The sequence below is a fragment of the Savagea serpentis genome (assembly GCF_015351395.1).
Classification (GTDB): Bacteria; Bacillota; Bacilli; order Bacillales_A; family Planococcaceae; genus Savagea; species Savagea serpentis.
Genome location: NZ_JADKPV010000010.1, coordinates 1 through 26,544 on the forward strand (window position 1 = coordinate 1; position 26,544 = coordinate 26,544).

30 protein-coding genes, 1 tRNA gene, 1 riboswitch and 1 other annotated feature are annotated in these 26,544 nt (G+C 41.5%); of the genes, 22 read left to right on the plus strand and 9 right to left on the minus strand.

Features of this window, described 5'->3' with window-relative positions:
* Positions 1 to 14: 14 nt before the first annotated feature.
* The 5 genes from IRY55_RS12640 to tsaD all read left to right on the plus strand — a co-directional run bounded on the left by IRY55_RS12640 (position 15) and on the right by tsaD (position 2,833).
* Positions 15 to 90, plus strand: a tRNA-Asp gene (locus IRY55_RS12640).
* Between the two features lie 113 nt (positions 91 to 203).
* Positions 204 to 659 (plus strand): tRNA (adenosine(37)-N6)-threonylcarbamoyltransferase complex ATPase subunit type 1 TsaE, encoded by a 456-nt coding sequence (tsaE, locus tag IRY55_RS12645; RefSeq protein ID WP_194563697.1) that lies wholly within the window; start codon positions 204 to 206, stop codon positions 657 to 659.
* A complete protein-coding gene (gene tsaB, locus IRY55_RS12650) occupies positions 656 to 1,363 on the plus strand; it encodes a tRNA (adenosine(37)-N6)-threonylcarbamoyltransferase complex dimerization subunit type 1 TsaB (protein WP_194563698.1) in 708 nt (235 codons plus the stop codon). The genes tsaE and tsaB overlap by 4 nt, the downstream gene beginning before the upstream one ends.
* A complete protein-coding gene (rimI, locus tag IRY55_RS12655; RefSeq protein ID WP_194563699.1) occupies positions 1,356 to 1,811 on the plus strand; it encodes a ribosomal protein S18-alanine N-acetyltransferase in 456 nt (151 codons plus the stop codon). The genes tsaB and rimI overlap by 8 nt, the downstream gene beginning before the upstream one ends.
* The gene (gene tsaD, locus IRY55_RS12660) at positions 1,808 to 2,833 is read left to right on the plus strand and encodes a tRNA (adenosine(37)-N6)-threonylcarbamoyltransferase complex transferase subunit TsaD (protein WP_194563700.1); all 1,026 of its coding nucleotides are present in this window, start codon (positions 1,808 to 1,810) and stop codon (positions 2,831 to 2,833) included. Before rimI ends, tsaD begins: the two co-directional genes overlap by 4 nt.
* A gap of 43 nt (positions 2,834 to 2,876) precedes the next feature.
* On the opposite strand, the gene IRY55_RS12665 is transcribed toward tsaD, so the two are convergent.
* The 6 genes from IRY55_RS12665 to IRY55_RS12690 all read right to left on the minus strand — a co-directional run bounded on the left by IRY55_RS12665 (position 2,877) and on the right by IRY55_RS12690 (position 7,600).
* A complete protein-coding gene (locus IRY55_RS12665) occupies positions 2,877 to 3,929 on the minus strand; it encodes a Cj0069 family protein (RefSeq protein WP_194563701.1) in 1,053 nt (350 codons plus the stop codon).
* Between the two features lie 126 nt (positions 3,930 to 4,055).
* Complete coding sequence (locus IRY55_RS12670; protein ID WP_194563702.1) at positions 4,056 to 4,367, minus strand: hypothetical protein; 312 nt, start codon at positions 4,365 to 4,367, stop codon at positions 4,056 to 4,058.
* 15 nt (positions 4,368 to 4,382) lie between these two features.
* Complete coding sequence (locus tag IRY55_RS12675) at positions 4,383 to 4,658, minus strand: hypothetical protein (RefSeq protein ID WP_194563703.1); 276 nt, start codon at positions 4,656 to 4,658, stop codon at positions 4,383 to 4,385.
* A gap of 59 nt (positions 4,659 to 4,717) precedes the next feature.
* Positions 4,718 to 5,017, minus strand: a complete 300-nt coding sequence (locus tag IRY55_RS12680) for a hypothetical protein (protein WP_194563704.1) — start codon at positions 5,015 to 5,017, stop codon at positions 4,718 to 4,720.
* On the minus strand, positions 5,010 to 5,507 hold the full coding sequence (locus tag IRY55_RS12685; protein ID WP_194563705.1) for an RNA polymerase sigma factor: 498 nt from the start codon (positions 5,505 to 5,507) through the stop codon (positions 5,010 to 5,012). Before IRY55_RS12685 ends, IRY55_RS12680 begins: the two co-directional genes overlap by 8 nt.
* A gap of 161 nt (positions 5,508 to 5,668) precedes the next feature.
* Positions 5,669 to 7,600, minus strand: a complete 1,932-nt coding sequence (locus tag IRY55_RS12690; RefSeq protein WP_194563706.1) for an ABC-F family ATP-binding cassette domain-containing protein — start codon at positions 7,598 to 7,600, stop codon at positions 5,669 to 5,671.
* A gap of 157 nt (positions 7,601 to 7,757) precedes the next feature.
* Here IRY55_RS12690 and IRY55_RS12695 point away from each other — a divergent pair, with 157 nt between their 5' ends.
* From IRY55_RS12695 to tatC, 3 genes are all read left to right on the plus strand, one after another.
* Positions 7,758 to 8,408 (plus strand): redox-sensing transcriptional repressor Rex, encoded by a 651-nt coding sequence (locus IRY55_RS12695; RefSeq protein ID WP_194563707.1) that lies wholly within the window; start codon positions 7,758 to 7,760, stop codon positions 8,406 to 8,408.
* Between the two features lie 67 nt (positions 8,409 to 8,475).
* On the plus strand, positions 8,476 to 8,661 hold the full coding sequence (locus tag IRY55_RS12700) for a twin-arginine translocase TatA/TatE family subunit (RefSeq protein WP_194563708.1): 186 nt from the start codon (positions 8,476 to 8,478) through the stop codon (positions 8,659 to 8,661).
* 24 nt (positions 8,662 to 8,685) lie between these two features.
* A complete protein-coding gene (gene tatC / locus IRY55_RS12705) occupies positions 8,686 to 9,492 on the plus strand; it encodes a twin-arginine translocase subunit TatC (protein WP_194563709.1) in 807 nt (268 codons plus the stop codon).
* A 38-nt stretch (positions 9,493 to 9,530) separates the two neighbouring features.
* Here tatC and IRY55_RS12710 read toward each other — a convergent pair whose 3' ends face one another.
* Entirely contained in the window at positions 9,531 to 10,307 is a 777-nt protein-coding gene (locus IRY55_RS12710; RefSeq protein ID WP_194563710.1) for a CPBP family intramembrane glutamic endopeptidase, read from the minus strand.
* Positions 10,308 to 10,489: 182 nt separating this feature from the next.
* On the opposite strand from IRY55_RS12710, the gene IRY55_RS12715 reads away from it, so the two are divergent.
* The 6 genes from IRY55_RS12715 (at position 10,490) to IRY55_RS12740 (ending at position 17,373) form a co-directional block, all read left to right on the plus strand.
* Positions 10,490 to 10,750, plus strand: a complete 261-nt coding sequence (locus IRY55_RS12715; protein WP_194563711.1) for a co-chaperone GroES — start codon at positions 10,490 to 10,492, stop codon at positions 10,748 to 10,750.
* A gap of 53 nt (positions 10,751 to 10,803) precedes the next feature.
* Positions 10,804 to 12,441 (plus strand): chaperonin GroEL, encoded by a 1,638-nt coding sequence (gene groL / locus IRY55_RS12720; RefSeq protein ID WP_194563712.1) that lies wholly within the window; start codon positions 10,804 to 10,806, stop codon positions 12,439 to 12,441.
* A gap of 294 nt (positions 12,442 to 12,735) precedes the next feature.
* A complete protein-coding gene (gene pdhA, locus IRY55_RS12725; RefSeq protein WP_194563713.1) occupies positions 12,736 to 13,791 on the plus strand; it encodes a pyruvate dehydrogenase (acetyl-transferring) E1 component subunit alpha in 1,056 nt (351 codons plus the stop codon).
* Positions 13,788 to 14,765 carry an alpha-ketoacid dehydrogenase subunit beta gene (locus tag IRY55_RS12730; RefSeq protein ID WP_194563714.1) on the plus strand — a complete coding sequence of 326 codons (978 nt, stop codon included), beginning with the start codon at positions 13,788 to 13,790 and terminating at the stop codon, positions 14,763 to 14,765. Before pdhA ends, IRY55_RS12730 begins: the two co-directional genes overlap by 4 nt.
* Positions 14,766 to 14,778: 13 nt before the next feature.
* On the plus strand, positions 14,779 to 15,996 hold the full coding sequence (locus tag IRY55_RS12735) for a dihydrolipoamide acetyltransferase family protein (protein WP_194563715.1): 1,218 nt from the start codon (positions 14,779 to 14,781) through the stop codon (positions 15,994 to 15,996).
* The gene (locus tag IRY55_RS12740; RefSeq protein WP_194563716.1) at positions 15,997 to 17,373 is read left to right on the plus strand and encodes an FAD-dependent oxidoreductase; all 1,377 of its coding nucleotides are present in this window, start codon (positions 15,997 to 15,999) and stop codon (positions 17,371 to 17,373) included.
* A 38-nt stretch (positions 17,374 to 17,411) separates the two neighbouring features.
* Here the strand turns inward: IRY55_RS12740 and IRY55_RS12745 are convergent, their stop codons facing one another.
* Entirely contained in the window at positions 17,412 to 17,888 is a 477-nt protein-coding gene (locus IRY55_RS12745; protein WP_194563717.1) for a PaaI family thioesterase, read from the minus strand.
* 138 nt (positions 17,889 to 18,026) lie between these two features.
* Between IRY55_RS12745 and IRY55_RS12750 the strand changes: the two genes are divergently transcribed.
* Together IRY55_RS12750 and IRY55_RS12755 are read left to right on the plus strand one after the other, a co-directional pair.
* Positions 18,027 to 18,818 carry an SDR family oxidoreductase gene (locus tag IRY55_RS12750; RefSeq protein ID WP_194563718.1) on the plus strand — a complete coding sequence of 264 codons (792 nt, stop codon included), beginning with the start codon at positions 18,027 to 18,029 and terminating at the stop codon, positions 18,816 to 18,818.
* A 52-nt stretch (positions 18,819 to 18,870) separates the two neighbouring features.
* Positions 18,871 to 19,131: a binding site (T-box leader), on the plus strand.
* A 48-nt stretch (positions 19,132 to 19,179) separates the two neighbouring features.
* On the plus strand, positions 19,180 to 20,070 hold the full coding sequence (locus IRY55_RS12755; RefSeq protein ID WP_194563719.1) for an SAM hydrolase/SAM-dependent halogenase family protein: 891 nt from the start codon (positions 19,180 to 19,182) through the stop codon (positions 20,068 to 20,070).
* Positions 20,071 to 20,114: 44 nt separating this feature from the next.
* On the opposite strand, the gene IRY55_RS12760 is transcribed toward IRY55_RS12755, so the two are convergent.
* The gene (locus tag IRY55_RS12760) at positions 20,115 to 21,452 is read right to left on the minus strand and encodes a YjiH family protein (RefSeq protein ID WP_235961143.1); all 1,338 of its coding nucleotides are present in this window, start codon (positions 21,450 to 21,452) and stop codon (positions 20,115 to 20,117) included.
* Between the two features lie 129 nt (positions 21,453 to 21,581).
* Here IRY55_RS12760 and IRY55_RS12765 point away from each other — a divergent pair, with 129 nt between their 5' ends.
* The 6 genes from IRY55_RS12765 to IRY55_RS12790 all read left to right on the plus strand — a co-directional run bounded on the left by IRY55_RS12765 (position 21,582) and on the right by IRY55_RS12790 (position 26,455).
* Entirely contained in the window at positions 21,582 to 22,772 is a 1,191-nt protein-coding gene (locus tag IRY55_RS12765) for a M20 metallopeptidase family protein (protein ID WP_194563720.1), read from the plus strand.
* Positions 22,773 to 22,842: 70 nt separating this feature from the next.
* Positions 22,843 to 23,319, plus strand: a complete 477-nt coding sequence (locus IRY55_RS12770; protein ID WP_194563721.1) for a hypothetical protein — start codon at positions 22,843 to 22,845, stop codon at positions 23,317 to 23,319.
* A gap of 16 nt (positions 23,320 to 23,335) precedes the next feature.
* The gene (locus IRY55_RS12775; protein WP_194563722.1) at positions 23,336 to 23,761 is read left to right on the plus strand and encodes a hypothetical protein; all 426 of its coding nucleotides are present in this window, start codon (positions 23,336 to 23,338) and stop codon (positions 23,759 to 23,761) included.
* Positions 23,740 to 24,207 carry a GreA/GreB family elongation factor gene (locus IRY55_RS12780; RefSeq protein WP_194563723.1) on the plus strand — a complete coding sequence of 156 codons (468 nt, stop codon included), beginning with the start codon at positions 23,740 to 23,742 and terminating at the stop codon, positions 24,205 to 24,207. The genes IRY55_RS12775 and IRY55_RS12780 overlap by 22 nt, the downstream gene beginning before the upstream one ends.
* 45 nt (positions 24,208 to 24,252) lie before the next feature.
* A riboswitch (TPP riboswitch) is annotated at positions 24,253 to 24,364 on the plus strand.
* Positions 24,365 to 24,496: 132 nt separating this feature from the next.
* Complete coding sequence (gene thiC, locus IRY55_RS12785; RefSeq protein ID WP_194563724.1) at positions 24,497 to 26,266, plus strand: phosphomethylpyrimidine synthase ThiC; 1,770 nt, start codon at positions 24,497 to 24,499, stop codon at positions 26,264 to 26,266.
* Positions 26,267 to 26,275: 9 nt separating this feature from the next.
* Complete coding sequence (locus IRY55_RS12790; protein ID WP_194563725.1) at positions 26,276 to 26,455, plus strand: hypothetical protein; 180 nt, start codon at positions 26,276 to 26,278, stop codon at positions 26,453 to 26,455.
* Positions 26,456 to 26,544 lie beyond the last annotated feature (89 nt).

Here is a 26,544-nt window from a genome sequence, read left to right on the forward strand (position 1 = left end):
TTGTTTTTATTTTTGGTCCCGTAGTGTAGCGGTTAACATGCCTGCCTGTCACGCAGGAGATCGCGGGTTCGATTCCCGTCGGGACCGCCATTATATAAAAATGTCAACCGATTCTGTAAAGAGTCGGTTTTTTTTATGGAAAAAAATAAAAAAGATGCGTATTGTTATAGAAGAGTAGATTGAAAATAGAGAGGAGTTTCTGAATGAAACAACAATATACTGTATCTTCTCTTGAAGAAACGAGAAGATTAGCAGAAGCTTTCTCCCAATATGTACAACCACATATGGTCATTACATTAGAAGGAGATTTAGGAGCAGGCAAAACAACATTTACGCAATTTTTAGCGCAAGCTTTAGAGATTGAAGAAACTGTAAATAGCCCAACATTTACGATTATGAAAAGCTACCATTCAGGAGTTTTGCCTTTACATCATATTGATGCTTATCGATTAGAAGGTTCAAAAGAAGATTTAGGATGGGATGAAATATTTACAGACGCCGCTCTTGTTATTGTAGAGTGGGCACAATTTATCGAAGAGGAATTACCAGAACAACGTTTGCAATTGTCGATTCGCTATGTCGATGAAACGACGCGAATCATCGAATACATACCGATTGGCGAGCGCTATGAAACATTATGCCAGGAGGTTTTTCAATGATTTGGCTAGGAATTGAGACATCTAGCATGCCGTTATCGATTGCGGTTATGCGGGATGAAGAAGTGTTAGTAGAACTTAATGAGGCGATGCATATTACACATTCCCAAAGAGCGATGTCAGCGATTGATGAGGTGTGTCGTCTCGCGCAAATTCAACCGAAAGAAATCGAAGCGATTGCAGTATCTGAAGGGCCTGGATCGTATACAGGTGTCAGAATTGGGGTAACGCTTGCGAAAACATTAGCTTGGACATTAAATATTCCATTAGTTGGGGTCTCGAGTTTACAAGTACTAGCTCGTAATACGATGTATGCGGACGGAATTGTCTTTTCTTATATTGATGCACGTCGCGGGGCCGTATATGGAGGTGCTTTTCATATACAAGCTGGCGAAGTCATTTCTCCTGTATTGGAAGAACAACACCTTTCGATGGAACAATGCATTCAACAAATTCAATCCTATTCACAAGAGTTGAAAATTTTTACGGTTTCTGCAAGTGATGCATTTGATGAAGTGTTACGAGAAGCTTTCGGCGAACGTTTTTATCCTGTAGAAAAAGTGTTCAGTGTACCGAGAGCATCTCAAGTTATCCGACTAGCACAGGAGAAAATGAGTACGACATCTGTTCATACCTTTGTGCCGGAATATTTACGCATGACGGAAGCTGAAACGAATTGGTTGAAAGAGCAGAAGTCGAATGAATGAGTTGAATATTGTTCCGATGAAACTCGAGCATCTTGCGGGAGTATTGGAAGTAGAAAAACAATCATTTGATGATCCGTGGACGGAAGAAATTTTTCATCATGAAGTGACGAACAATCCATTTGCTTATTATATCGTCGCTTTGAAAGATGAAGAAGTTGTTGCGTATTGTGGGACTTGGATTGTATTTGAAGATTGTCAAATTACGAATATCGCGGTTCATCCTGCAAATCGTGGTCAGAAAATTGGAGATGCGTTAATGCAATATTTAATGAAGCATTGTCAGTTACACGAGGTAGACCGCATTTCTTTAGAAGTGCGTGTATCGAATGAAGTCGCTCAACATTTATATCGCAAATACGGATTTCAAGATGGCGGTATTCGAAAAAACTATTATACGGACGGTCCGACAACAGAGGATGCGCTCGTTATGTGGGTGGAGTTAAAATGAAGAAACAACCAATTTATATTTTAGGCATTGAAACGAGTTGTGATGAAACAGCAGCAGCTGTTATTAAAGATGGAACTGAAATAGTTTCCAATGTTGTTGCGAGCCAAATCGAAAATCAACGCCGGTTCGGTGGAGTCGTTCCAGAAGTCGCATCACGCCTCCATGTGGAACAAATTACATTAGTGATTGAAGAAGCGTTACAACAAGCGAATTTACAACCGAGTGACTTACATGCGGTCGCGGTTACAGAAGGTCCGGGATTGGTAGGCGCTTTATTAATCGGCATTAATGCAGCAAAAGCATTTGCTTGGGCGAACGGTTTACCGATTATCGGAGTGCATCATATCGCTGGCCATATTTATGCGAATCAACTCGTCACGGAAATGAAATTTCCTTTAATGGCGCTCATCGTCTCTGGAGGACATACAGAGCTTATTTATATGGAAGAGCATGGGAAGTTCGAAAAGATTGGAGAAACGCGAGATGATGCAGCTGGAGAAGCGTATGATAAAGTCGCACGCGTACTCTCACTTCCATATCCAGGAGGTCCCCATATTGATCGACTTGCTCAAATAGAAGGAGAAGCGGTTGATTTTCCAAGAGCTTGGTTGGAAAAAGAAAGTTATGATTTCAGTTTTAGTGGATTGAAGTCAGCCGTTATTAATTATTCACACAATGTGAAACAGCGTGGCGAACAATTAAATCCTGAAGCAGTCGCACGTGGCTTCCAACAAAGTGTAGTAGACGTATTGACTGAACGCACAGTTCGCGCAGCGAAAGAATACGACGTGAAACAAGTGATCGCAGCGGGTGGAGTATCGGCTAATCAAGGATTGCGCCATGCTTTACAGAAAGAACTAGCAGCAGCGAATATTGAATTTTCCGTACCACCGATTCAATATTGTACAGACAATGCGGCGATGATCGGGGCAGCAGGTTATGAAATGTACCGAAAAGGATGTCGCAGTGACTGGACGATGAACGGTGAGCCAGGCAAAGCACTTACATCTTGGAATAATTAAAAAAATGATCTTTCCTCATATGAAGAGGAGAGATCATTTTTAGTTAAGCGAGAGTTGCGGCATTTTCGTGTTCAGTAATCCATTCGATAATCGTATCTGCAATTTGAGAAGCTAGAGAAAGATGAGAAGTGAATCCGACGCATGAACAGTTCATTTCACCGAGAACATACTTGTCTTGACCTTCTTCATCCGTATCTAAAATAAAATCAGCAGTCCATAGTAAAGGTAAGTCGTATCCGCCGAGCGTTTGTTGAATGAGAGGAAGGTCTTTTGAAAAGGATTGAATTAAACCGTCCCATAAGACAGGGGGGTCGTAACGATAATGAGCTCCTGAAAATAAAGTGGCACTAAATGCATCTTTCGTATCGGCTGGTTTTTTATGAACGACATTAATCGGTGTATCACGCAACATGAGTAAGCGAATTTCTCCTTCTGTAATGCGCGGTAAAAATGGCATATCGATTAACATTCCATTTTCGCCAATAATGTATTGTTCGCAAAATGTCATAAAGTCACTTAATGTATGGTATTCGATATGATTATCTTTTGCCTCTGTACATTTGATTTGAGCATTTAATGGAACTTCTGTTGCATGTTCTGCAAGAGGAGAAACGAGCGACACCCGCCAAATTCCTTCGCCTGTCGATCCGCGGTTTTGTTTTAATACACGTTCATTTCGTGCGAGTGATTTTGGGAATTGATGCGAAAATTCTATGACTGTGTAATAAGCGTACGTATCTTCAGGAACGAGTGATGTATTTTTTAAATGAACGAGCGCATCTTTCGAACCGTAGCCAATCATCGCATCTGGATGTGGCAAACCTAGAACGCCCTCTTCACATAATGCGCGCAACATATCAAAGTATTGTGTTTCGTCTTCCAAGTTTCCGGGGTTAATGCGTGAAACATAAGCGACGGCCTGCTGTTTGACATATTCAAAAATGTCATCACGTTTTTCGACATCAAAGAAAATCACTTCTGCTTCATATCCTTTTTCTTGCAAGGCATGAACCATAGGCATCGTATCCGGGCGATGTCCGTCTGGCCCTTTATCAGAGCCGCCTTTCACTTCGAAAAAAATCACTTTTTTGCTCATATCGCTTCCTCCTCATGATGTGTAATCCTCTATAATATAAGGGGAAGTCACAAAAGAAGATATACATAAATTGTAAAACATATGTAAAGAAAAGGGTGAAATTGCACCTCCTCTTCTTGCGATATTTTATGGAAAGTCGTTAAGTATAAAACCAACTCCCATGAGTATCGGAATTAAAATGATGACTAAAATAATAAAGAGAGGCAGCAAAATTCCGACGTATTTTTTGACACCTTCTTCTTTCTTTTTGATAGCGTAAAAACTTGTAGCGCATCCTAAAATCAATGAGATGATAGCGATGATTAACATAACCTTCATCATTAATACGATAAATCCTTGTGGATGAACTGGCGAGATTAAATAAGGGGTAACTAAAAATAGAGAACCAACTATACTTAATACGAGAGACCAGTAACTGTAAGACTTGTTTAAAAACATATCATAACCTCCTATTCAATTTTTATAAAAAAAGAGTGTGCCTACTGCAATAAAGATCGCGTAAACATTGATAATCATCCCAATTAGCGGAGTGCTGTCAAAACCTTTTCTCATATACAATACAACGCCTCCAAGTAATATAGCCATCAAGCTTAAAGAAATATTGCTCCAAAAGTAAACTGGTTTGCCTATTAAAACGTTTAAATTCATCAAAAACAAATTAATAATGATGAGAGCATAAGCGAAACAATGCAAAAGATTACTGAAATCAAACTTTTTTCTTACGTTCATAAGTTCATCTCCTTCCTAAATAGACAGTACTAGTTGAAGCTGACCGTAGAAAAAGTATCCTAAGGTAAAAGGTTGAAAGCCATTGCAATCAAATTTAAGGTAGGAAGAAGAAGAAGAGAGACGATTAAAGAAATAAGGCTAATTCGAAAATAGGCATGGAGTTGACTGCGCTTTAAAATTTTTCTTTCAGCTTCAAAGTTGTCATGATCTTTTTTTAACGATCCAGTCGTTTCTGCTTCTAAAACAGCTTGATATTCATCGAGCTTTTCTAATATCTCTTCAAATTGTTCTTCTTCTTCAGCTGTTAATAATCCGAACTCATATTTTTTTAAATTTTCTTTAAACTCCTTATTATTCAAGAAATTCACCCTTTCTTTTTAAAGAACGTTTCAGATTTCGTTTGGCACGAAATAAAATACTTTTGAAATTAGATTCAGTAACGTTCATTTTTTCAGCTGCTTCTTTATAGGAAAGTTCCTCCACATAAAAACAAAGCATCGCTTCTCGATAATTGGCTTTCAAATTGCAAATTTCTTTATATATTTTTTGAACGTCTTCTTTTTCGAGCAGTTGTTCTTCCAAAGATGAAACGACATCTGGTATGTTTGAAAAGTCATATTCTAGAGCAGCTATCCTTTTGTTTTTTCTTAAGTGGTCATAAAAGAGATGGCGAGCCACTGTAAAAAGCCATGCTTTATTTGGACGATTTTCAAACATATCTTTATGCAAATAAGCACGAGTAAATGTTTCTTGAACAATATCTTCTGTTAAAGATTGATTTTTAGTTAAAGAAAAAACAAATCTAAAAATATCATGAAAATATGCAGCATACAATTCCTCCATATTCATTCAAGAAACATCCCCCTTCGCTTTAATAACGATTGAAAGTATAATTTGTTACACCCGAATTACTAAACATAAATGTAAGACACGTATAAAAAGGAAGGTACTATATTTTTTCAAACGAAAAGCAGAAATGGCACATGGCCCATTTCTGCTTTTTTATAATACTATTCGAGTTGTTCAAGCTGTTCGGTTGCTTCCAACCACTGTTCACTTAGCGAGTCATGTTGTTCTTGCTCTGCATCAATCGTCGTTTGAAGTTCGATCAGTTGCTCATGGTCGTTTGCGAGAGCAGGATCGTGCATTTGTTCATTCAGTTCATCGAGTTTTGCTTCGATTTCAGCCATTTCTCGTTCGACACGCTCGACGATTCGTTCGTATTTGCGTCGTTCTTTCTTTTGTTCACGACGCTCTTGCTTATGTTCTTCTTCAGCTGTACTCGGAGCAGCTTGTTCTTCGACTTGTAAAATATTTAAATCGATTAATTCTTCTTTTTTCGCGACATAATAGTTGTAATCGCCTAAGTACTCGACGATACCAGTCGGTGTTAGTTCCATCACTTTCGTCGCGAGTCGATTGATGAAGTATCGGTCATGGGAGACGAAGAGCAATGTTCCTGGGAAGTCGTCTAAGGCATTTTCGAGCACTTCTTTACTATCTAAGTCCAAATGGTTCGTCGGCTCATCGAGAATGAGTGTATTCGATTGTTCGAGCATAAGTTTAGCTAAAGAAAGTCGTGCTTTTTCTCCACCTGATAACGAAGCTACTGGTTTTTCGACATCATCGCCTGAAAATAAAAATCGTCCGAGCAATGTGCGAATATCTTTTTCTTGCATGAGTGGCCAATCGTTCCAAATCTCTTGCAAAACAGTGCCGTTGCCAACGAGTGTCGCTTGTTCTTGATCGTAATAGCCAATTTCGACATTCGTTCCGTACCGAATAGAACCTGCAATCGGTGTGTCGCGTTTGACGATAGATTTTAATAATGTCGATTTTCCGACGCCATTCGGTCCAACGATCGCAATACGTTCTCCGCGGTATACGCGCATGTCGATTTGTTGAGCAAGCACATTTTGCCCGTAACCGATCGCTAAGTCATCGACCGATAAGACGTCATTTCCGCTTTGCTTTTTAGTAGAGAATGAGAATTGAGCAGAGCGTTCATCTCCGTCAGGTGCGTCCATCCATTCTGTTTTATTCAACACTTTTCTTCGGCTTTTTGCCATTTTAGAAGTGGATGCTCGCGCGATATTTTTTTGAATGAATTGCTCGAGTTTTGCTTTTTCAGTTTGTTCACGTTCGAAACGTTTCATATCGCGCTCATACGTCTTCGCTTTTTCATCTAAGTAGAAGCTGTAGTTTCCAGGATATTTCGTCACTTCATTACGGGCAATCTCATATGTAATCGTCGTAATTTGATCGAGGAAATAGCGGTCATGAGACACGATTAAAATGGCTCCTTCATACGAAGCTAAATATTTTTCAAGCCAACTTAATGTTTCAATGTCTAAATGGTTTGTCGGTTCGTCCAATATGAGAAGCTTCGGATTTTGAAGTAACATTTTCGCTAGGGCGAGTCGCGTTTTTTCTCCACCTGACAGGACGTTGACTGGTCGCTCATAATGTTCCGGATAAAATTGCATACCGTGCAAAATCGAGCGAATGTCGGATTCGTATTGATAGCCTTTATTGTTTGTGAAGTCGACTTGAATCGCATCATATGCTTTGAACACTTCATCGTAAGCTTCTTGGTCAGCTTGAGGATTTAAATTCGCCATCTGTTGTTCGAGATGACGCATTTGTTTTTCCATTTGTCGAACCGGTTCAAAGACGGTTAGCATCTCATCCCAAATCGATAGTTCTGAATCGATATGAGAGTGCTGTTCTAAGTAGCCGACGGTAATATCTTTCGGAATGATAATATCGCCTTCGTCATAGTTCATTTCTCCAGCGATTATTTTTAATAATGTTGATTTTCCAGCGCCATTACGACCGACTAATGCGACGCGGTCTCGATGTTGTACTTCGAGTTGCGCATTTTCGATAATCGGGACGCCAGAAAATGATTTCGTTAAACGATTAACTTGTAAAACGATCATCGTCTTTCACCTCTATCCTTCCTAAGTTTATCAAAATAACCCGAAAGTCTCCATCTAAAATCATTGTGGCAACATGTGTTGAAATTGTGTAACTTTACAACTTGAAAACGGTACTGTACGATAGAAACGTTAATATGGACGTATCAGGAGGAAGATTATGAAACAAACGCAGAAAGTTCCTGAAGCGACATCGAAGCGGTTGCCGATTTATTATCGGATTTTGCAGAAGTTTGAACAAGCAGGAAAAAAGCGTGTTTCTTCTAATGAATTGAGTGAAGTATTGAAAGTAGATGCAGCGACGATTCGTCGTGACTTTTCTCATTTCGGCGCACTCGGCCGTAAAGGTTACGGATACGATGTAGAAGAACTCGTGCAGTTTTTCCGTGGTGTGCTTGATCAAGATGAAGCGACGAATGTAGCTTTAATCGGTGTCGGTAGTTTAGGAAGTGCTTTTATTAAATATAATTTCCAAAAAAGTCATAACACTCGTGTCGTGATCGCCTTTGACCCGAAAGCCCCTCATGAAGGAAAAGAGATGAATGGTGTTCCGGTATATCACCCAGATGAGATCGAAGAACAAATTCAAAAGCGAGGCATTGAAGTCGTCATTTTAACCGTCCCTTCCAAAGTGGCGCAAGAAGTGACGAATCGACTTGCGACAATCGGCATTAAAGGAATTTTAAACTTTACGACGACTCGTTTAACGGTGCCCGATACGATTCGCGTGCATACGATTGATCTGTCTGTAGAACTGCAAACCCTCATCTATTTTATTCGAAATGATGAAAATCAGTCACAAATGGATTAAGTTCAAGATGGAAAAAATATCACATATCATGTAAAATGAATATATTATTGAGGGAGGTGCGTGCGAAATGCCAAGTGTAGGAAGTTTACTCATTATCGCGGTTATTGCACTACTTATTTTCGGACCGAAAAAATTACCTGAAATCGGTAAAGCGTTCGGGTCATCATTACGAGAGTTTAAAGACGCGACTCGCGGAATTACTCATGACGATGACGAACCGAAAAAGAACGAGACAAAAAAAGAGGTTCAGTAACACGAAGTAAGGGATGTCATTCCTATGGAAGAAAAACAATTAACGGTCATCGAGCATATAGAGGAATTACGAAAACGACTGATTATCATCGTCGTTTTCTTTATGTTAGCTGTGATCGGAAGCTTCTTTTTAGCAAAACCATTAATCAAATATTTGCAAAGTAACGGTCAAGCGCAAGAAATTACGTTTAACGCATTTACCGTACTAGATCCTGTCTTTGTCCTATTGAAAGTGATCATCGTATTAGCGGTCGTTCTCATTTCACCTGTCATTATGTATCAATTGTGGGCCTTTATTGCGCCAGGTTTGAAAGAGACGGAGCGACGTGTGACCCTCAGTTACATTCCGTTCGCCTTTTTGCTCTTTTTAGCAGGAGCAGCATTTTCGTATTTCGTTTTAATACCGTACGTTATGGGCTTTATGCGATTGTTAGCAGGGGACTTAGAGATTCAACAGACGATTGGCATTAATGAATATTTTAACTTCTTAATCCAACTCGTCATTCCGTTCGGAGTCGTATTCCAACTACCGGTCGTCATGCTTTTTTTATCGCGACTCGGATTTTTGAATCCTGACTGGTTAGCAAAATCACGAAAGTATGCGTACTTTGCGCTATTTGTATTAGCGGCATTCATTACGCCACCTGATTTATTTTCACATTTATTCACGACAGTTCCACTCATCATATTATTTGAATTGAGCTTGTTTATTTCACGTTTCGGCTATCGTAAGTTTTTGAAAGCGGAAGAGGAAATGCGCTTAGAAGAAATTAAAGCGGAACAACAACGCCAAATTGACGAAGTGATGGAACGCATGAAGCAAGACGAATAAAAGCAGTGTATTCTCAAATGGAGAGTACACTGCTTTTTTTAATGGATCCAATGAATGAAGTTTTGTGTTTGTTCGACGTATTTTTCGAGCTTGTCGTAATTGAGTTGAACGATCGTTACGAAGCTATTCATAAAGAAGTGTGCTGCAATCGGTGCGATGATGCTACGTGAAATGTAATAGACGAAAGCGAACGCAAAGGCAGGCATTAAATACATGAGTAAATGCTCTAACTCCCAATGGACGACCGCGAATAAAACACCGCTCACGATAGCCCCTAACCAAAAGTTATGAGTCATTTTATACACTCCACCAAAAATAGCACGGCGAAAGACGATTTCTTCAAGGAGCGGTGCGAAAATGACGATTGAAATAATCATGATCGGAGAGATTTGAGAAATGACCGAAAGTGTTTCTGTATTTGCTGAACCAGGTTCAATCCCGAATAATTTCGTTTCAATCGTTGCAGCGACCGCCTGTCCAATCATCGCCAAAATAAAGCCGACAAAACCTAAACCGATGGAAGCGATGGGACGCATGCGCGGCTCTTCGAATACTTGCCAAAAGTTTTGTTTGCGCGAGATGATGATGGCGATGATGACTGCGGCGAGTATGTTGATTGCAATCATCGTGTATGAAATGGTATAAGCGAACGCATCAAGCTGTTCATAACGTGCGATAAAATATTTGAACATCAAAAGTTGAAGAGGAATACTTAATAAATGAGAAATAACGAAGGTTGCAATAATCGCTAACCCTGCCCAATGTTCTTTAAAAAATGAGCCGATGGAGCGTAAAGAAAATGATTGTGTGGTCAAATGAAACATCCTTTCTACTGACATAGCGTCCCCTATTTTACAAGGAACGTTTATGAATCGCAAAGAAAAATGAATCAAAACGCTTGCATTTTTTAAAAAACTTATATAATATAAGAATTGTGTTAGCACTCCTTGAGAGTGAGTGCTAAAAAGATATAAAAAATTTGAGGAGGTTGTTTCATTTGTTAAAACCATTAGGAGACCGTATTGTAATTGAAATTGTAGAGGCTGAAGAGACTACAGCGAGTGGGATTGTTCTTCCAGACTCAGCACAAGAAAAACCACAAGAAGGTAAAGTTGTAGCAGTGAGCAAAGATGCGAAATTCGGTATGAAAGAAGGAGACCGCATCATCTTCTCAAAGTTCGCAGGAACAGAAGTGAAGTATGAAGGAAAAGAATACTTAGTGCTCCGCGAAACAGATGTTTTAGTCGTAGTCGAATAATAAAAAGCAGAACAAAATAGAAAACAACATATTTTTAGGAGGAGACTTTAACGATGGCAAAAGACATTAAATTTAATGAAGATGCACGTAGCGCAATGCTCCGTGGAGTAGATACTTTAGCAAACGCAGTAAAAGTGACGCTTGGACCTAAAGGACGTAACGTCGTACTTGAAAAAGCATTCGGTTCACCACTCATTACAAATGACGGTGTAACGATTGCAAAAGATATCGAACTCGAAGATAAATTCGAAAACATGGGTGCAAAACTCGTAGCGGAAGTTGCTTCAAAAACGAATGAAATTGCAGGTGACGGAACAACGACAGCAACAGTTCTCGCACAAGCGATGATCCGTGAAGGCTTGAAAAACGTTACAGCTGGTGCTAACCCAGTCGGAATCCGTAAAGGAATCGAAGAGGCGGTGAAAGTAGCAGTTGAAGGTTTGAAAGAAATTTCAGACGAAACAGAAACGAAACAAGAGATTGCACAAGTTGCAGCGATTTCTTCTGGCGACGAATCAGTAGGTGAATTGATTGCAGAAGCGATGGACCGTGTAGGAAATGACGGTGTCATTACAATCGAAGAATCAAAAGGATTCGAAACAGAATTAGACGTTGTAGAAGGTATGCAATTTGACCGTGGTTATGCATCAGCATACATGGCGACAGATACAGATAAAATGGAAGCAGTTCTTGAAAATCCGTACATTTTAATTACAGACAAGAAAATTACGAATATCCAAGAAATTTTACCAGTGTTAGAACAAGTCGTTCAACAAGGAAAACCGCTTTTAATTATCGCTGAAGACGTTGAAGGTGAAGCACTCGCAACACTCGTTGTGAACAAACTTCGCGGTACATTTAACGCAGTAGCAGTAAAAGCTCCAGGATTCGGAGATCGTCGTAAAGCGATGTTAGAAGATATCGCAACATTAACAGGCGGTCGCATGATCACAGAAGACTTAGGTCTCGATTTAAAACAGACAGCGATTACAGATCTCGGTTCTGCAGCAAAAGTAGTTGTCACAAAAGACAACACAACAATTGTAGAAGGTGCAGGCGCAACAGAAGCAATCGACGCACGCATCAACCAAATCCGTATGCAAATGGAAGATTCAACATCAGAATTCGACAAAGAGAAATTGCAAGAGCGCTTAGCGAAACTCGCAGGTGGCGTTGCAGTGATCAAAGTAGGAGCAGCGACAGAAACAGAATTAAAAGAGCGCAAACTCCGCATCGAAGACGCATTGAACTCTACACGTGCAGCGGTTGAAGAAGGAATCGTTTCAGGTGGAGGTACGGCACTTGTGAACGTCTACACGAAAGTAGAAGCATTGTTAGACTCTACAGAAGACGATGTGGCAACAGGTGTTAAAATCGTACTTCGCGCACTCGAAGAACCAGTACGTCAAATCGCAACGAACGCAGGACTTGAAGGTTCAATCGTTGTTGACCGTCTCAAACGCGAAGAAGTCGGCATCGGCTTTAACGCAGCGACAGGCGAATGGGTGAACATGATGGAAGCAGGCGTTGTCGATCCAACTAAAGTGACACGTTCAGCTCTCCAAAACGCAGCAAGTGTTGCGGCAATGTTCTTAACGACAGAAGCAGTCGTAGCAGACAAACCACAACAAGAAGCACCAATGGGCGGCATGCCAGACATGGGCATGGGCGGAATGGGCGGCATGATGTAATTCCGCAACGCTCATCGTTGAATAATGGAATGATTCAATCTCTCTCATTTTAATGAGGGAGAGATTTTTTGTGTTGTAAAATTAGCAAACTATTCAGAATATACTTTTATTTTCCAATTCATTGACGGGGTGTTCACAAATATGTAACAATTAGTGTAATACTAATTGTAAGCGCTTACTATTTATTTTGATGTCTATTTGTGATAAATGTCATGCTTAAGCGATGACATTTACGTCTATAGGAAATGTGGAGAGCAACGTATAACTAAATAGATGAGCAAGGGAGGATTTACAATGAAAACGAACTATCCTTTATTTCAATTGATGAATGAACGAGGAGAAAAAATTCAAGAAGGCACGTATGGCCAGATGGAAAAAGAGCGTGCGAAACGTTTTTACGAACAAATGATGCGGGCGCGTCTTTTCGACAGACAAGCGATTCATCTTCAACGACAAGGAAGACTTGGTACGTACGTTCCTTATGAGGGGCAGGAAGCAGCGCAAGTCGGGAGTTTGACGGCGCTAGACAAGCAAGATTGGATTTTCCCTTCTTACCGAGAGCATGGTGGATTAATTGCGACAGGTGCGAAGATGGAATCTGTTTTGCTTTATTGGGGAGGACATCCCGTCGGTTCGATTCCTGATGAACGGAGAAAAGTCTTTGCCCCAGCGATTCCGATTGCGACACAAATTCCACAAGCAGCCGGCGTAGCATGGGCGAGTAAATTACAGGAAAAAGAAGAAGTGACAATCGTTTATTTCGGAGACGGTGCAACGAGTGAAGGAGATTTCCATGAAGGAATGAACTTTGCCTCTGTGTATCAAGTCCCTCTCGTATTATTTAATCAAAATAACGGCTATGCGATTTCTGTTCCGATTACGAAGCAGATGAATTCAGAAACGATTGCACAAAAAGCAGTCGCTTACGATATGCCGAGTGTGCGAGTAGATGGCAATGATGTATTTGCGGTGTATGAAGTGACAAAACGTGCGGTAGAGCATGCGCGTAGTGGACAAGGTCCGATGTTAATCGAAGCGGTAACATGGCGAAAAGGAGCGCATACGACAGCGGATGATCCTGCCAAATATCGCGAACCTCATGAAGGAGAAGCATTTGTGGATCCTGTTGAGCGATTGACGCTTTATTTAAAACAAGAAGGTTGGTGGGACGAAGAGTGGGCAGCGACGATTGAGCGTGAAGTATTGGAAGAAATCGAACGCGCGATTGACGAAGTGGAACGCTATCCGAAACCCGATGCATCCGTCTTATTCGATCATGTGTACGCTACTTTACCTTCTTCTTTGGAAAGACAAAAACGACAATTCATCGAAAGAGGTGGACGAGCATGAAACAGATGACAATGATTCAAGCACTACAACAAGCGATGGATGGACTATTACAATCGGACGGAGGCGTCGTCATATTAGGGGAAGATGTCGGAAAAAACGGCGGTGTTTTCCGAGCGACGGATCATTTACAAGAAAAGTATGGGGAACAACGTGTCATTGATACACCACTTGCCGAGTCAGGCATTATTGCAACAGCGACAGGACTTGCATTAAATGGGATGAAACCACTTGCTGAAATTCAATTTCTCGGGTTCATTTACCCTGCTTATGACCAAATGATGACGCATGTGTCGCGCATTCGCAGTCGCACATTATCGAAATATACAGTACCCCTCGTCATTCGAGCGCCTTACGGGGGTGGTGTGAGAGCGCCAGAGATTCATTCGGACAGTACGGAAGCATTATTTACTCATATGCCAGGTTTGAAAGTCGTCGTTCCTTCGACGCCATATGATGCGAAAGGGTTGTTGATTGCGGCGATGCAAGATCCTGATCCCGTGTTATTTTTAGAGCCGATTCGAAGCTATCGCTCAACGCGCGGAGAAGTACCGGAAGAAATGTATGAAGTGCCATTAGGCGAGCCAGCATTACGGAGAGAAGGAGACGATGTGACATTAATCGGTTGGGGTGCGATGATGCCGATTTTACTCGAGGCAGCAGAACGTTTATCAGAAGAGGCGATTCAGTGTGAAGTGATCGATGTGCGAACACTTTATCCATTTGAACCAGAGTTGATCATTCAATCGGTGAAAAAAACGTCGCGTGCCGTCGTTGTGCATGAAGCGCAATTAACGAGCGGCTTCGGTGCAGAAATTAGCTCACAAATTCAAGAAGAAGCGTTTCTCTATTTACGTTCTCCTGTTGCGCGTGTCGCAAGTTACGACGTACCGTATCCATTTTTTGCGATGGAACAAGATTATTTACCGTCCGTGGATAAAGTGATGCAAGCGGTTCGAGAAACGATGACTTATTAAGGAGGGTAAGCAGATGGACATTCGATTACATGATTTAGGCGAAGGGATGCATGAAGCAGAAATTGTTCGTATTTTAGTAGCGGTTGGTGATGAAGTCGCAACGAATGAAGCGGTATTGGAAGTACAAACGGATAAAATGATTGCTGAATTAACGGCTCCAAAGGGAGGCACGGTGACGGAAATATGTGTCGCTGAAGGGGATGAAGTATCCGTTGGAGACTTACTTGTGAAAGTCGATAGCGGACAAGAAGAAGCGCCTGAACAAGAACATAAAACGCAAGAGCAAAGCGAAGTGAAAACAGAACAACCATCTAAAGAGATGAAGCGAGACACTTCCATTCCGAAACGCGTACTCGCTACACCTTATACGAGAAGGTTAGCTCGTGAACGAAATATCGATATCGAGCAAATGATTCCGAAAGATCCTTCCGGAAGAATTACGGAAGAGGACGTTTTACAATATGATGAAACGAGTGTTGAACAAGTATCCGAGCAGACAACGTCTATTGCGTCACCCCCTGCACTGGAAAAAGAAGAGCGTGTGAATGTCATTCCGTTTAAAGGGATACGAAAAGCGACAGCGAAACAAATGGTTCGCTCACTTTATACGATTCCACACGTGACGCATTTTGAAGAAATCGAAATGAGTGCTTTATTCGAACTCCGCCATGAGTTGAAAGAGGAAGGGCATTCGATACGCCTCACATCCTTCATTTATAAAGCGGTGACCATCGCGTTGAAAAAGTTTCCGATTTTCAATGCGACATTAGATGAAGAAGCAGAACAAATTATTTTATACGATGTGTATCATTTAGGACTCGCAACGAATACAGAAGCAGGCTTAATTGTTCCTGTGCTCCCGAATGTGGACGAAATGACGCTTCAACAATTAGATCAAGAGGTCGCTCATTTAACAGAACGCGCATTAAATGGCCAACTCGAGCTTCATGAGATGAAAGGAAGTACCTTTACAATCAGCAATGTCGGACCGCTCGGTAGTACAGGAGCGACTCCGATTATTAACTATCCTGAAACAGGTCTTTTAGCGCTCCATCAAATACGAAAGCGACCGATCGTTAATGCCCAAGATGAAATTGTCGTCGGCCAAGTGATGAATGTATCGTTATCGTATGATCACCGCCTCATCGATGGCGCGACAGGTATTGCATTTACGAACGAACTGAAACGTTTATTAGAAAACCCTAAATTGCTCATGTTGGAGATGATATAAATGGTCGTAGGAGAATTAGTAGAACGTCGTCAAAGTATCATCATCGGAGGCGGACCTGCAGGGTATACACTCGCCATTCGCTTAGCGCAACTCGGTCAACAAGTGACATTAGTGGAGAAAGCGCAAGTCGGAGGAAGTTGTCTACATGAAGGATGTATCCCTTCTAAGTTTTTTGCGAAAGTGGCAAAAGAGTGGGCATCCCTTCAGAAACTTGCGATGTACGGAATTCAAATCGAAGGGCAGACGTTTCAATGGGAATCTGCACAACAACAACTACAAAAAATTCAAAGCCAGCTGACAAAAGGCGTAGAAGCCCTTTGTCAAAAACACGATATTGAAAAAATCGAAGGAACAGCCATGTTTTCAGGGGAAAATCGCATCGGGATTGAAATTGGGGAGCGATTCGAACTGTATGAATATGATCATCTCATTTTAGCGACGGGTGCGAGTGTAGAGCGTGAATCAATATTCGAACCACTCGGGGCACATTGTTTCGTCGGGGGCGACATATACGGAATCGATAAGCTCCCGTCTTCACTTATCATTTATGGTGCCGACCCCTATGCGTTAGAAGTCGCCTTTACAATGAAGCAGCTCGGAGTATATGTGCACATTGTGGCAGAGCCTGATTCTTTTATGTATGATTCATCGATTGAAAAAGAATTGCGTCGCCAAAGTAAAAAGAAGAAAATAAAATGGCATACGTCAGAGCAATTAGAAGCTACTTTAGTAGAAGAACGTGTACATGTGAAAATAGAAGACGGAGTCATCATCGAAGCGGACGCCCTTTACACATCAGGTGTGAAACGAGCGAACCTTCATTCTTTAAATGCCACTCGCTTAAATTTTCAAATGAATGGTGATGATCTTTCAGTCAATGAGCGTTACGAAACATCGCAAAATCACATTTATGCGCTCGGAGAAATGACGGGGCGAGAAGGTGGAGCGAGCCGTGCGATTGCGGATGCGAAACGATTAGCGAGCATCATCGTAGGAGAAGAAGTGTTGGAAGAAAGCCCATTTTTCCCTCTTATTTTGCATACAAATCCACCCGTCGTCTCGGTCGGTTTACGCGAGCAAGAAATGGACGAGCGTCACATCGCGTCCCAAATTCCTTTAATGACGAGTGGAATCGCGAAAGTTAACGGCACGACGGACGGCTTTGTGAAGGTCATTACGAACAAAGAGACGACATTGATTGAAGGCTTGCATATGATTGGAGAAGGTGCGATTGAGTTGAGTGCTCATTTTACACAGTTATTGGATATGGTGGCGAAAGAAGAAGATGTCCTGTACTCTGTTCAAGCGCATCCGAGCATTCAAGAAAGCGTCATAGAAGCGGTGGAAAACTTACGAAATTTAGCGATTCATCAATAACGAAAAAAGAAACGTCAAGCGCGACGTTTCTTTTTTCGTTATGAAATAAAAGTATTCGGCATAACGGCTGCAACAACTTCCCCTTTTGCCGTTAACGTGTCGCCTGCGAACACGTCGATCGATACTTTAAACTTTTTAGGATGAATTTCTTCCACTGTTCCAACCGCTTTCAAAGGCACATCTTTCGGCGTCGGTTTTAAGTAGTCGACATGTAGTGAGGCTGTTACGAAACGTGGTGCATCGACTCCGTCACCAGGTTCATGTCCATTTTTACGATGCAAGGTGAGTGCTGCAGAACCTGTCCCATGACAATCGACGAGAGAAGCAATAAGTCCCCCGTAAATAAAGCCTGGAATCGCTTTATGTTCTTCACGTGGTTCATAGATCGTTACCGTTTGGTCCCCATCCCAACCGGTGCGCAAATGTAACCCCGTTTCATTCAGTCGTCCACATCCGTAACACCAAGCGTAATCATCTGGATAGTCATCTTGAATTGCATGTTTGATTTTTACCATTTCATTCCCTCCTTTCTTTGAATGATAACGCTTTCATTAAGGGAAATCAAGATAAAAATGTAAATAAAAGTGTAGAAAACAGTATGAATGCTCAGTATATGATAATCTAAAGACAAAATGAGTGAAGGGGGAATAGGGATGGATTTACAATTAAACAATCGAATCGTACTCGTAACAGGAGGCAGCGAAGGCTTAGGGAAAGGGATTGCGAAACAGTATGCAAAAGAAGGAGCGGTTGTTTGGATCAGCAGTCGTAATGAAGAGAAGTTGCAAGCAGCTCACCAGGACATCATCGAGCAAACAGGAAATGAACAAATTTTTTACCGAGTGTGCAATATGCGAGATGGAGAGGCAATTCAAGGATTAATGAATGCCATCATCGCCAAACATGACCGGATTGATGTGTTAATTAACAATGCGGGAGGTCCACCATCTGGTCTGTTTTTAGAAATGGATGACGATGCGTGGCAAGGAGCATTTGAGCAAAATTTATTGAGCGCTGTACGCACTTGTCGTTTAGCGATTCCCTACATGCAAAAGCAAGGGGGAGGGCGCATCGTCAATTTAACATCATCTTCGATTAAGCAAGCGATTGATTCGCTCGTCTTATCGAACTCGATTCGTCCAGGCGTATATGGATTGACGAAAACATTAGCGCGTGAATTTGCGAAAGATAATATTTTAGTGAACACAGTAGGCGCTGGAAAAATTGGAACGGCACGTATGCAAAGTTTAAATGAAAGCCGCGCTGAACAAACAGGTGTGAACTTGGAAGAAGTAGAGAATGAAATGGTTGCTTCCATACCGCTCGGTCGTTACGGAACACCTGAAGAATTCGCACAAGCAGTCGTCTTCTTCGGGTCATTTTCAAATACGTACATTACAGGTCAAGCGATGTTAATCGACGGAGGTTCTATCGCAGCTTTATAAAACACTTGCAAAGTCATTTGAATTATCTTATAATACTGTCAATTGCAAAAAAATAAAGACGTTGATGAGAGAAGTAAAATTTACGAGTTCAATACAGAGAGTGCCCGTATGCTGAGAGGGTGCAGAGCAGACTAAATTTGAAAATGGCCTCAGAGTCTCGTGCCGAAAGCAAATTGCGAGTAAGTTCCGACGGGTATTGGCATCCGTTACCATTGCCACCGCATACAGTAGTCGAGTAGCTAGAGTGCGTGTTTAGAGGTGAATGAATTATTCACAAAGTAAGGTGGTACCACGTATATTCCACGTCCTTATCGTTTCGATAAGGGCGTTTTTTTATTTGCTTAAAATAGGGGGAAAAACAATGACAAAACAACATTTAGTATTACAAACAGATTTCGGATTGTGTGACGGGGCGGTTAGTGCGATGTACGGTGTTGCGTATAGTGTCGATTCTGACTTACGTATTTCCGATTTGACACATGAAATTCCGACATTTAACATTTGGGAAGGGTCGTATCGTTTATATCAAACAGTTTCTTATTGGCCAGCGGGCACGGTATTCGTTTCTGTCGTCGACCCAGGAGTCGGTACGAAACGTTTAAGCGTCGTAGCGAAAACGGTGGAAGGACATTACATCATTACACCAGATAATGGAACGCTCACACATTTAAAACAAGAGATCGGCATCGCTGAAGTGCGTACGATCGATGAAACGGTAAACCGCCTCCCACGTTCTGGAGAGTCTTATACATTCCATGGTCGCGATGTATACGCTTATACCGGCGCGCGTTTAGCGAGTGGTGTCATATCATTCGAAGAAGTCGGCCCTCGTATTCAAGTGGAAGATTTAATTGAATTGCCGAAGCAAGAAGCAATCGTAGAGGGTGACCAAATCACAGGGACGATTGATATTTTAGATGTTCGCTTCGGAAATTTATGGTCGAATGTACCGCGTCTTTTAAGCGTGAAAGAACAGATTGAATACGGAGATGTATTGGAAGTTACGATTGTGCATGGAACGCGTCAAGTGTATAAAAGTACGATGATTTTTGGTCGCTCCTTTATGGATTGCCAACTAGGAGAAGCGCTCGTCTACGTGAACTCTCTCGATAATTTAGGGGTGGCGATCAACCAAGGTTCTTTCGCTAAAGCATATGGCATCGGCACAGGTTCGAACTGGACGATTCAATTTAAAAAGACAGGTGAACGTCGCACGTTATTAGAAACGAATGAGCATACGCCGATCGACTAAAAAATGTCCTTTCATTCCGTTTGTGGAATGAAAGGACATTTTTATCAAAATAGTAAGTGACCGACGCCCGCAATAATCGGCAAGGCAATTACTGTACGCAATATGAAAATGATGATGAGGTCGAAGAAGTTGACAGGGATTTTTGACCCGAGTAACAAGCCACCGACTTCTGCGAGGAAGACGAGTTGGACGACAGAGATTGTCGCGACGACGAACATCGTTAATTGTGAAGTAATAACTCCTTGCGCTAAAATGATCGGTAAGTACATATCGGTAAATCCGACCACCATAAGTGGCGCTGCTTCAGCCGCTTGCGGGATATTTAATAAGTTTAAGTATGGCTCGAACGGTTTTCCGATAATCGAGAATAAGCTCGTATATTCTGCTAAAATAAGAGCGACTGTTCCGAATGCCATAACGACTGGAATGACACCAATCCACATATCGAGTACGTTTTGAAAACCAGAGCGAACCGTATGTCCGAGTGAGCTATTTTTCTTAGCAGCTTCCAAAGCTAATTGAGCACCTGTACGAACAGGATGTTTCGGTGTTGCATCTTTATTTTCAAAGGGACGTCCATCAATATACGTATTATCTTTTTGTGCTAATGGGAAAATACGAGGCATAATGACCGCAAGAACGAATCCGACGAGCGCTACTGTTCCGTAATACGGTAAAAAGTAAGAAGAGAGCCCAGCTTTATCGAGAATCGTAATGGCAAACGTGATGGAAACGACAGAGAAAGTCGTTCCGATAATCGCCGCTTCACGTTTCGTATAATAGCCTTCTTCATACTGCTTACTCGTCATGAGGACACCGATTGTTCCATCACCGACCCATGAAGCGAGCGCATCAATGGAGGAGCGTCCTGGTAGTTTAAATAAAGGACGCATCACTTTCGTCATTAACGTACCGAAAAATTCTAAAAGTCCAAAGTTTAAAAGTAATGGTAATAAAAATCCTGCGAATAAAAATACTGTGAATAAAAACGTAATGAGTCCTTCTGAACTGAGGAGGAGACTTCCAGTATTTTCGCTCCAGATGGCTTCAGGTCCTAACTTGAAGACCGTGGCAATGGCAAAAATAGCTGCCAAAATTCTCGTTACGAGCCAGAATGGGGTCACGTTAAATAATTTGGACCAAAATGTTTCACGCGTCGGTTTGACAAAGGCAAAGACGAGAGACCCGAGTGCTGCGATAATCATCGTAATGAGTCCGATGATGGACATATATTCAGCAATTTGATTGTTTAATAAGTCAGCGAGAATAGCAATCGGTACTTTCACATCTTCTCCGTACGGAATCGGAATCATAAAGAGGAAAATCCCGAGCGCGGAAGGGAGAAGGAAAAGTAACCAGTTTTTTAATGGATAAGAATTCAAAAGAAACACGCCCTTATTCGTTTTAATATTGTATAATAATACACTATATATGAATAAATAAAGATAAGCTACTATTTTGTTAATGTTCGAATTGTAAGAATTTTTGAAAGTGGAGAAGGGGTAGAAAATATGGGGAATACAGTGAAATTTCATGTGGAAGCGAGCGCCAGACAATTGCAAGAGCAGCTCGTCAAATGGCGTCGTCATTTTCATCAACACCCAGAATTATCTTTTGAAGAATGGGAAACATCCAAGTACATTCAAAATATTTTAAAGGAATATGATGTGGAAGTTATTCCGAATATCGCAAAGACAGGATTGAAAGTAATTAAACGCGGAAAGCGCCCAGGCCGGACATTAGCGATTCGTGCCGATATGGATGCTTTACCCATTATGGATGAAAAAGATGTTCCCTATAAGTCGACGGTTTCAGGTGTCGCACATTTATGTGGTCACGATGCGCATATGACGATTTTATTAGGAACGATCGCTTTACTCGATCAATATGAATTAGAAGAAGGGAATATCGTCTATATTTTCCAGCCGGCAGAAGAAGGGTATGCCGGCGCGAAACATATGGTGGAAGAAGGAGTATTGCAAAATCCAGATGTCGATACGATTATCGGATTGCATGTACATCCGACAGCTCCTGTAGGGAAGACGACGGTGACCCCCAAATTTGCGACCGCTTGTACAGACGCTTTCGATCTTGAGATTATCGGACGCGGTGGTCATGCAGCACATCCTCATCAGGCGATCGATTCGATTGCGATCACAGGAGAAATTATTACATCGTTACAACAAGTTGTGAGTCGTGTCGTCGATCCGCTAGAGCCGATTGTCATAACGATTGGAAAGATTACAGGTGGGTACACGCGCAATGTCATCGCTCCGTCCGTCAAATTAGAAGGAACCGTTCGGCTGTTGAATCCAGAACTCCGACCTCTTGTGAAAAAAACGATGGAACAATATGTCCAAGGGATTACAAGCGGTATGGGAGCAACGTATACGTTCGACTATGAAGAAGGGTATCCATCCGTATATAATGAACCTTCATTAATCGAACCTTTGCGCCGAGCAACGGATGCGGTATTAGGGGAAGACTCACTCGCTATCGTTAATCCGAGTATGGGGGGAGAAGATTTTTCTTACTTTGCACAACAAGTGCCAGGAATCTTTTTCCGTTTAGGAATTCAAAATGAAGCAAAGGGTATTACGTATCCAAACCACCATCCCAAATTTGATATTGATGAAGAAGCGTTGCATTTAGGCGTTGCTATTTTTGCTCAGTATGCGATTCGCTATTTCGAAGGCGAGTAAATGAATATCATCCGAAGAAAATATTCGCTATAATGAAGAGTAATGTGGATTTTTTAGAGGAGTGTCCCAATTGGAACATGTCGTATTACAAATTATGGCAATTTATGAAAAGCATATTCAACGTTCAGAAATGTCTGAAGAAGAAGTATTGCAAGTAGCGAAGCATATTGCGAAACAGTGGTCGATTCATGAAGAATTTGACATGGAAACTCATGATCACTTTGAACGTTTTGTACTCTCTCATTTACGAGCGCGTATTGAAAAAAAGCCCGGTTTATTACTGTTTGAAAATCGGGTCACTTATTCTCATAAAGAATGGTATTTATCGATTAAAATGACGATACCGAGCGAACCTCATTATTTTCATCAAGGATATTTTCCGCTAGATGATGTCATGCAGCGGAACGTTGTTATTCAACATTTTCCTGAATTGCAGGCGAATTTGTTTGAATGTAGCCAATTTTATCGGAAGTATGAATCGATTTATTCAAGACGTCGCATTAACGAAGTTCAAATTGAATTTATTTTACCGCGTTTAACGATATGAGAGGAGTGAAAGAAAGATGTGGAAACATTTTTTAACGATTGTTGTAGCGACATTGATCGCTTCGTTCGTCTTGACGATCAGTGTTCAATCTATTCCGCTCGAGCGAGAATATCCAGAGTTTTTTAATATGAACTCCATGTGGCGTGTGTTTATCATCGTGATTTGTATCGTGCTTCCAATGTACACTTTTCTCGTTATGCCTTTCAATGCGCTTATTGCGAAATTTGCGAGCACAGTGTCGCAGGAATGGTTATCTTACAATTTACTCGCATTTGCTTATACGCTAATATTAGTTTTATTCGTATACGTGAACACGCAGTATTTACCGCATCTTTTTGCGATTGTCGTCTGGCATATTTTGATTTTCACTATGATTGCGACTTACGCAGTATGTTATCGTGTCGTGGGAGGGATTCAAAAATGGACCGCATCATTCAGTTAACGAAAGAAGGAAAACGTGAATTAGAAAATGAATTACTTATTTTAGAAAATGATATATTAAAAAAATCTCAACAAAAAGTAAAACAAGCGAGAGGTTTTTGTGATTTCTCAGAAGATCCTGTGTATGCCCAGTATTTAGAAGAGTCTTTTGAAGTGCGAGAGAAAATCGAAAAATTAAAAGCTTTATTAACACAAATCGAAGTGATTGAACCTACAAATGATGGAATTGCACAGCTCGGCACATATGTTGATATTTTAGAAGATGGCGAGTCGGAAGTAGAAACATACCAACTTGTGCATTCATTGGAAGCGGATATTGAGAGGAATAAATTATCGGTAGATAGCCCGCTCGGTCAACAACTTTTAGGAAGAAGAGTCGGCGATGTTTTCGTATTTTACGATAATGAATTTGAAGTGAAAGAAATTAGGATAAAAAGTAAAGCTTGACAAATAAAAGTAGAGCATTCATGATGAAAGTGTACCAACAACTCAATAGAAAACTAGGGGTGTCCGAAAGTGGCGGACTGAGAGGGAGAACCGATTTTCCTAACTCTTTGGACCTGATCTGGCTCATACCAGCGTGGGGAAGTACTTATTAATGACACAATACATACGAAGCGTATGTTTATTTACGTGCCAGGTCTAACTATCATTAGACCTGGCTTTTTTGTATGGATTGTCCCGAATGGTGCGAGTCATGCGGTCTACCTCAAAATAAAGAAGGAGACTGAAAAACATGACAGCAAAACAAAAAGGAATTCAAATTCACGATTATTTTCCAGCGAGTACGAAAGTTTATGTAGAGGGGAGTCGTCCGGATATTCGCGTGCCGATGCGTGAAATCGCTTTATCTCCGACAATCACAGAGCAAGGCGAAATACCAAATGAACCGCTTCGTGTTTATGATACGAGCGGTGTGTACACGGACCCAACACATGAAATCGATATTGAAAAAGGATTGCCACGCATTCGCGAACAGTGGATTTTAGAGCGCGGTGACGTCGAGGAATACGAAGGGCGAGAAGTGAAGCCTGAGGACAATGGATACCGTCCAGGGAAGGAAAAAGAAGATGACGTATTCCCATTGCGTAAACGAAAACCACTCCGCGCAAAACGAGGGAAAAACGTGACGCAAATGCATTATGCGAAACGTGGAATCATTACACCTGAAATGGAATTCGTCGCAATTCGTGAAGGATTGGAGCCGGAATTTGTGCGAGAAGAAATCGCGCGAGGGCGTGCGGTATTGCCGTCGAATATTAACCATCCAGAAGCGGAACCGATGATTATCGGACGCAATTTCCACGTGAAAATTAATGCGAATATTGGGAATTCGGCAGTCACTTCTTCCATCGCTGAAGAAGTAGAAAAGATGACGTGGGCGACTCGTTGGGGAGCGGACACGATTATGGATTTGTCGACAGGTAAGAACATCCATACGACACGCGAGTGGATCATTCGTAATTCACCTGTGCCTGTCGGGACGGTGCCGATTTACCAAGCGCTCGAAAAAGTGAACGGCTTAGTGGAAAATTTAACGTGGGAAGTGTTTCGAGATACGTTGATTGAACAGGCTGAGCAAGGGGTCAGTTACTTTACGATTCATGCGGGTGTGTTATTGCGCTACATTCCGATGACAGTAAATCGCGTCACAGGAATCGTGTCACGCGGTGGATCCATTATGGCTCAGTGGTGCTTACTTCACCATAAAGAAAGCTTTTTATATACGCACTTTGAAGAAATTTGTGAAATTATGAAACAATATGATATCGCCTTTTCTCTAGGGGATGGCTTACGTCCAGGATCGATTGCCGATGCGAATGATGAAGCGCAATTTGCCGAGTTAGAAACATTAGGCGAATTGACGAAAATTGCGTGGGAGCATGATGTGCAAGTAATGGTGGAAGGACCGGGCCATGTGCCGATGCATAAAATTAAAGAAAATATGGACAAACAACTTGAAATTTGTGACGAAGCCCCATTTTACACATTAGGCCCTTTAACGACAGATATCGCACCAGGCTATGATCATATTACGTCTGCAATCGGTGCTGCGATGATCGGATGGATGGGAACGGCAATGCTTTGTTATGTGACACCGAAAGAACATCTAGGCTTACCAAATAAAGACGACGTGCGAGAAGGAGTCATTACGTATAAGCTTGCGGCACATGCGGCGGACCTTGCGAAAGGGCATCCGACAGCGCAAAAACGCGATGACGCTTTATCAAAAGCACGATTCGAATTCCGTTGGCGCGACCAATTTAACTTAAGTTTAGACCCGGAGCGTGCGCTCGAATACCATGATGAAACATTGCCAGCAGAAGGAGCAAAGGTTGCGCATTTTTGTTCGATGTGTGGTCCGAAGTTTTGTAGTATGCGCATCTCTCATGACATCAGAAAGTATTCAGATGATGATTCATTAGAAGAGCGTTTACGCGTCAAAGAAGGATTGGAACAAAAAGCAGAACAATTTAGAGAAAGCGGTGGCAAAATTTACAGTTGAGGTGATGAAATGAAACAAGAAATCGAAGCGCATCAATTACTTGTACAAATTCATGAAAAACGTCAAATGTTACGCCAATTGGAAGGTCAACTTCAAAGAATTCAAGCAAATTGTGATCATGACTATGAAGAAAAACGAACACATCGCGTATGTCAAAATTGCGGGTATGTGAAAAACTTCCATTATTAATGAAGCGATGAAGCTTAGTTTTGAGAAAACTAGGCTTCATTTTCTTTTACGCTTTAACAGAAAGGGGTATAATGAAACAAATACAATGT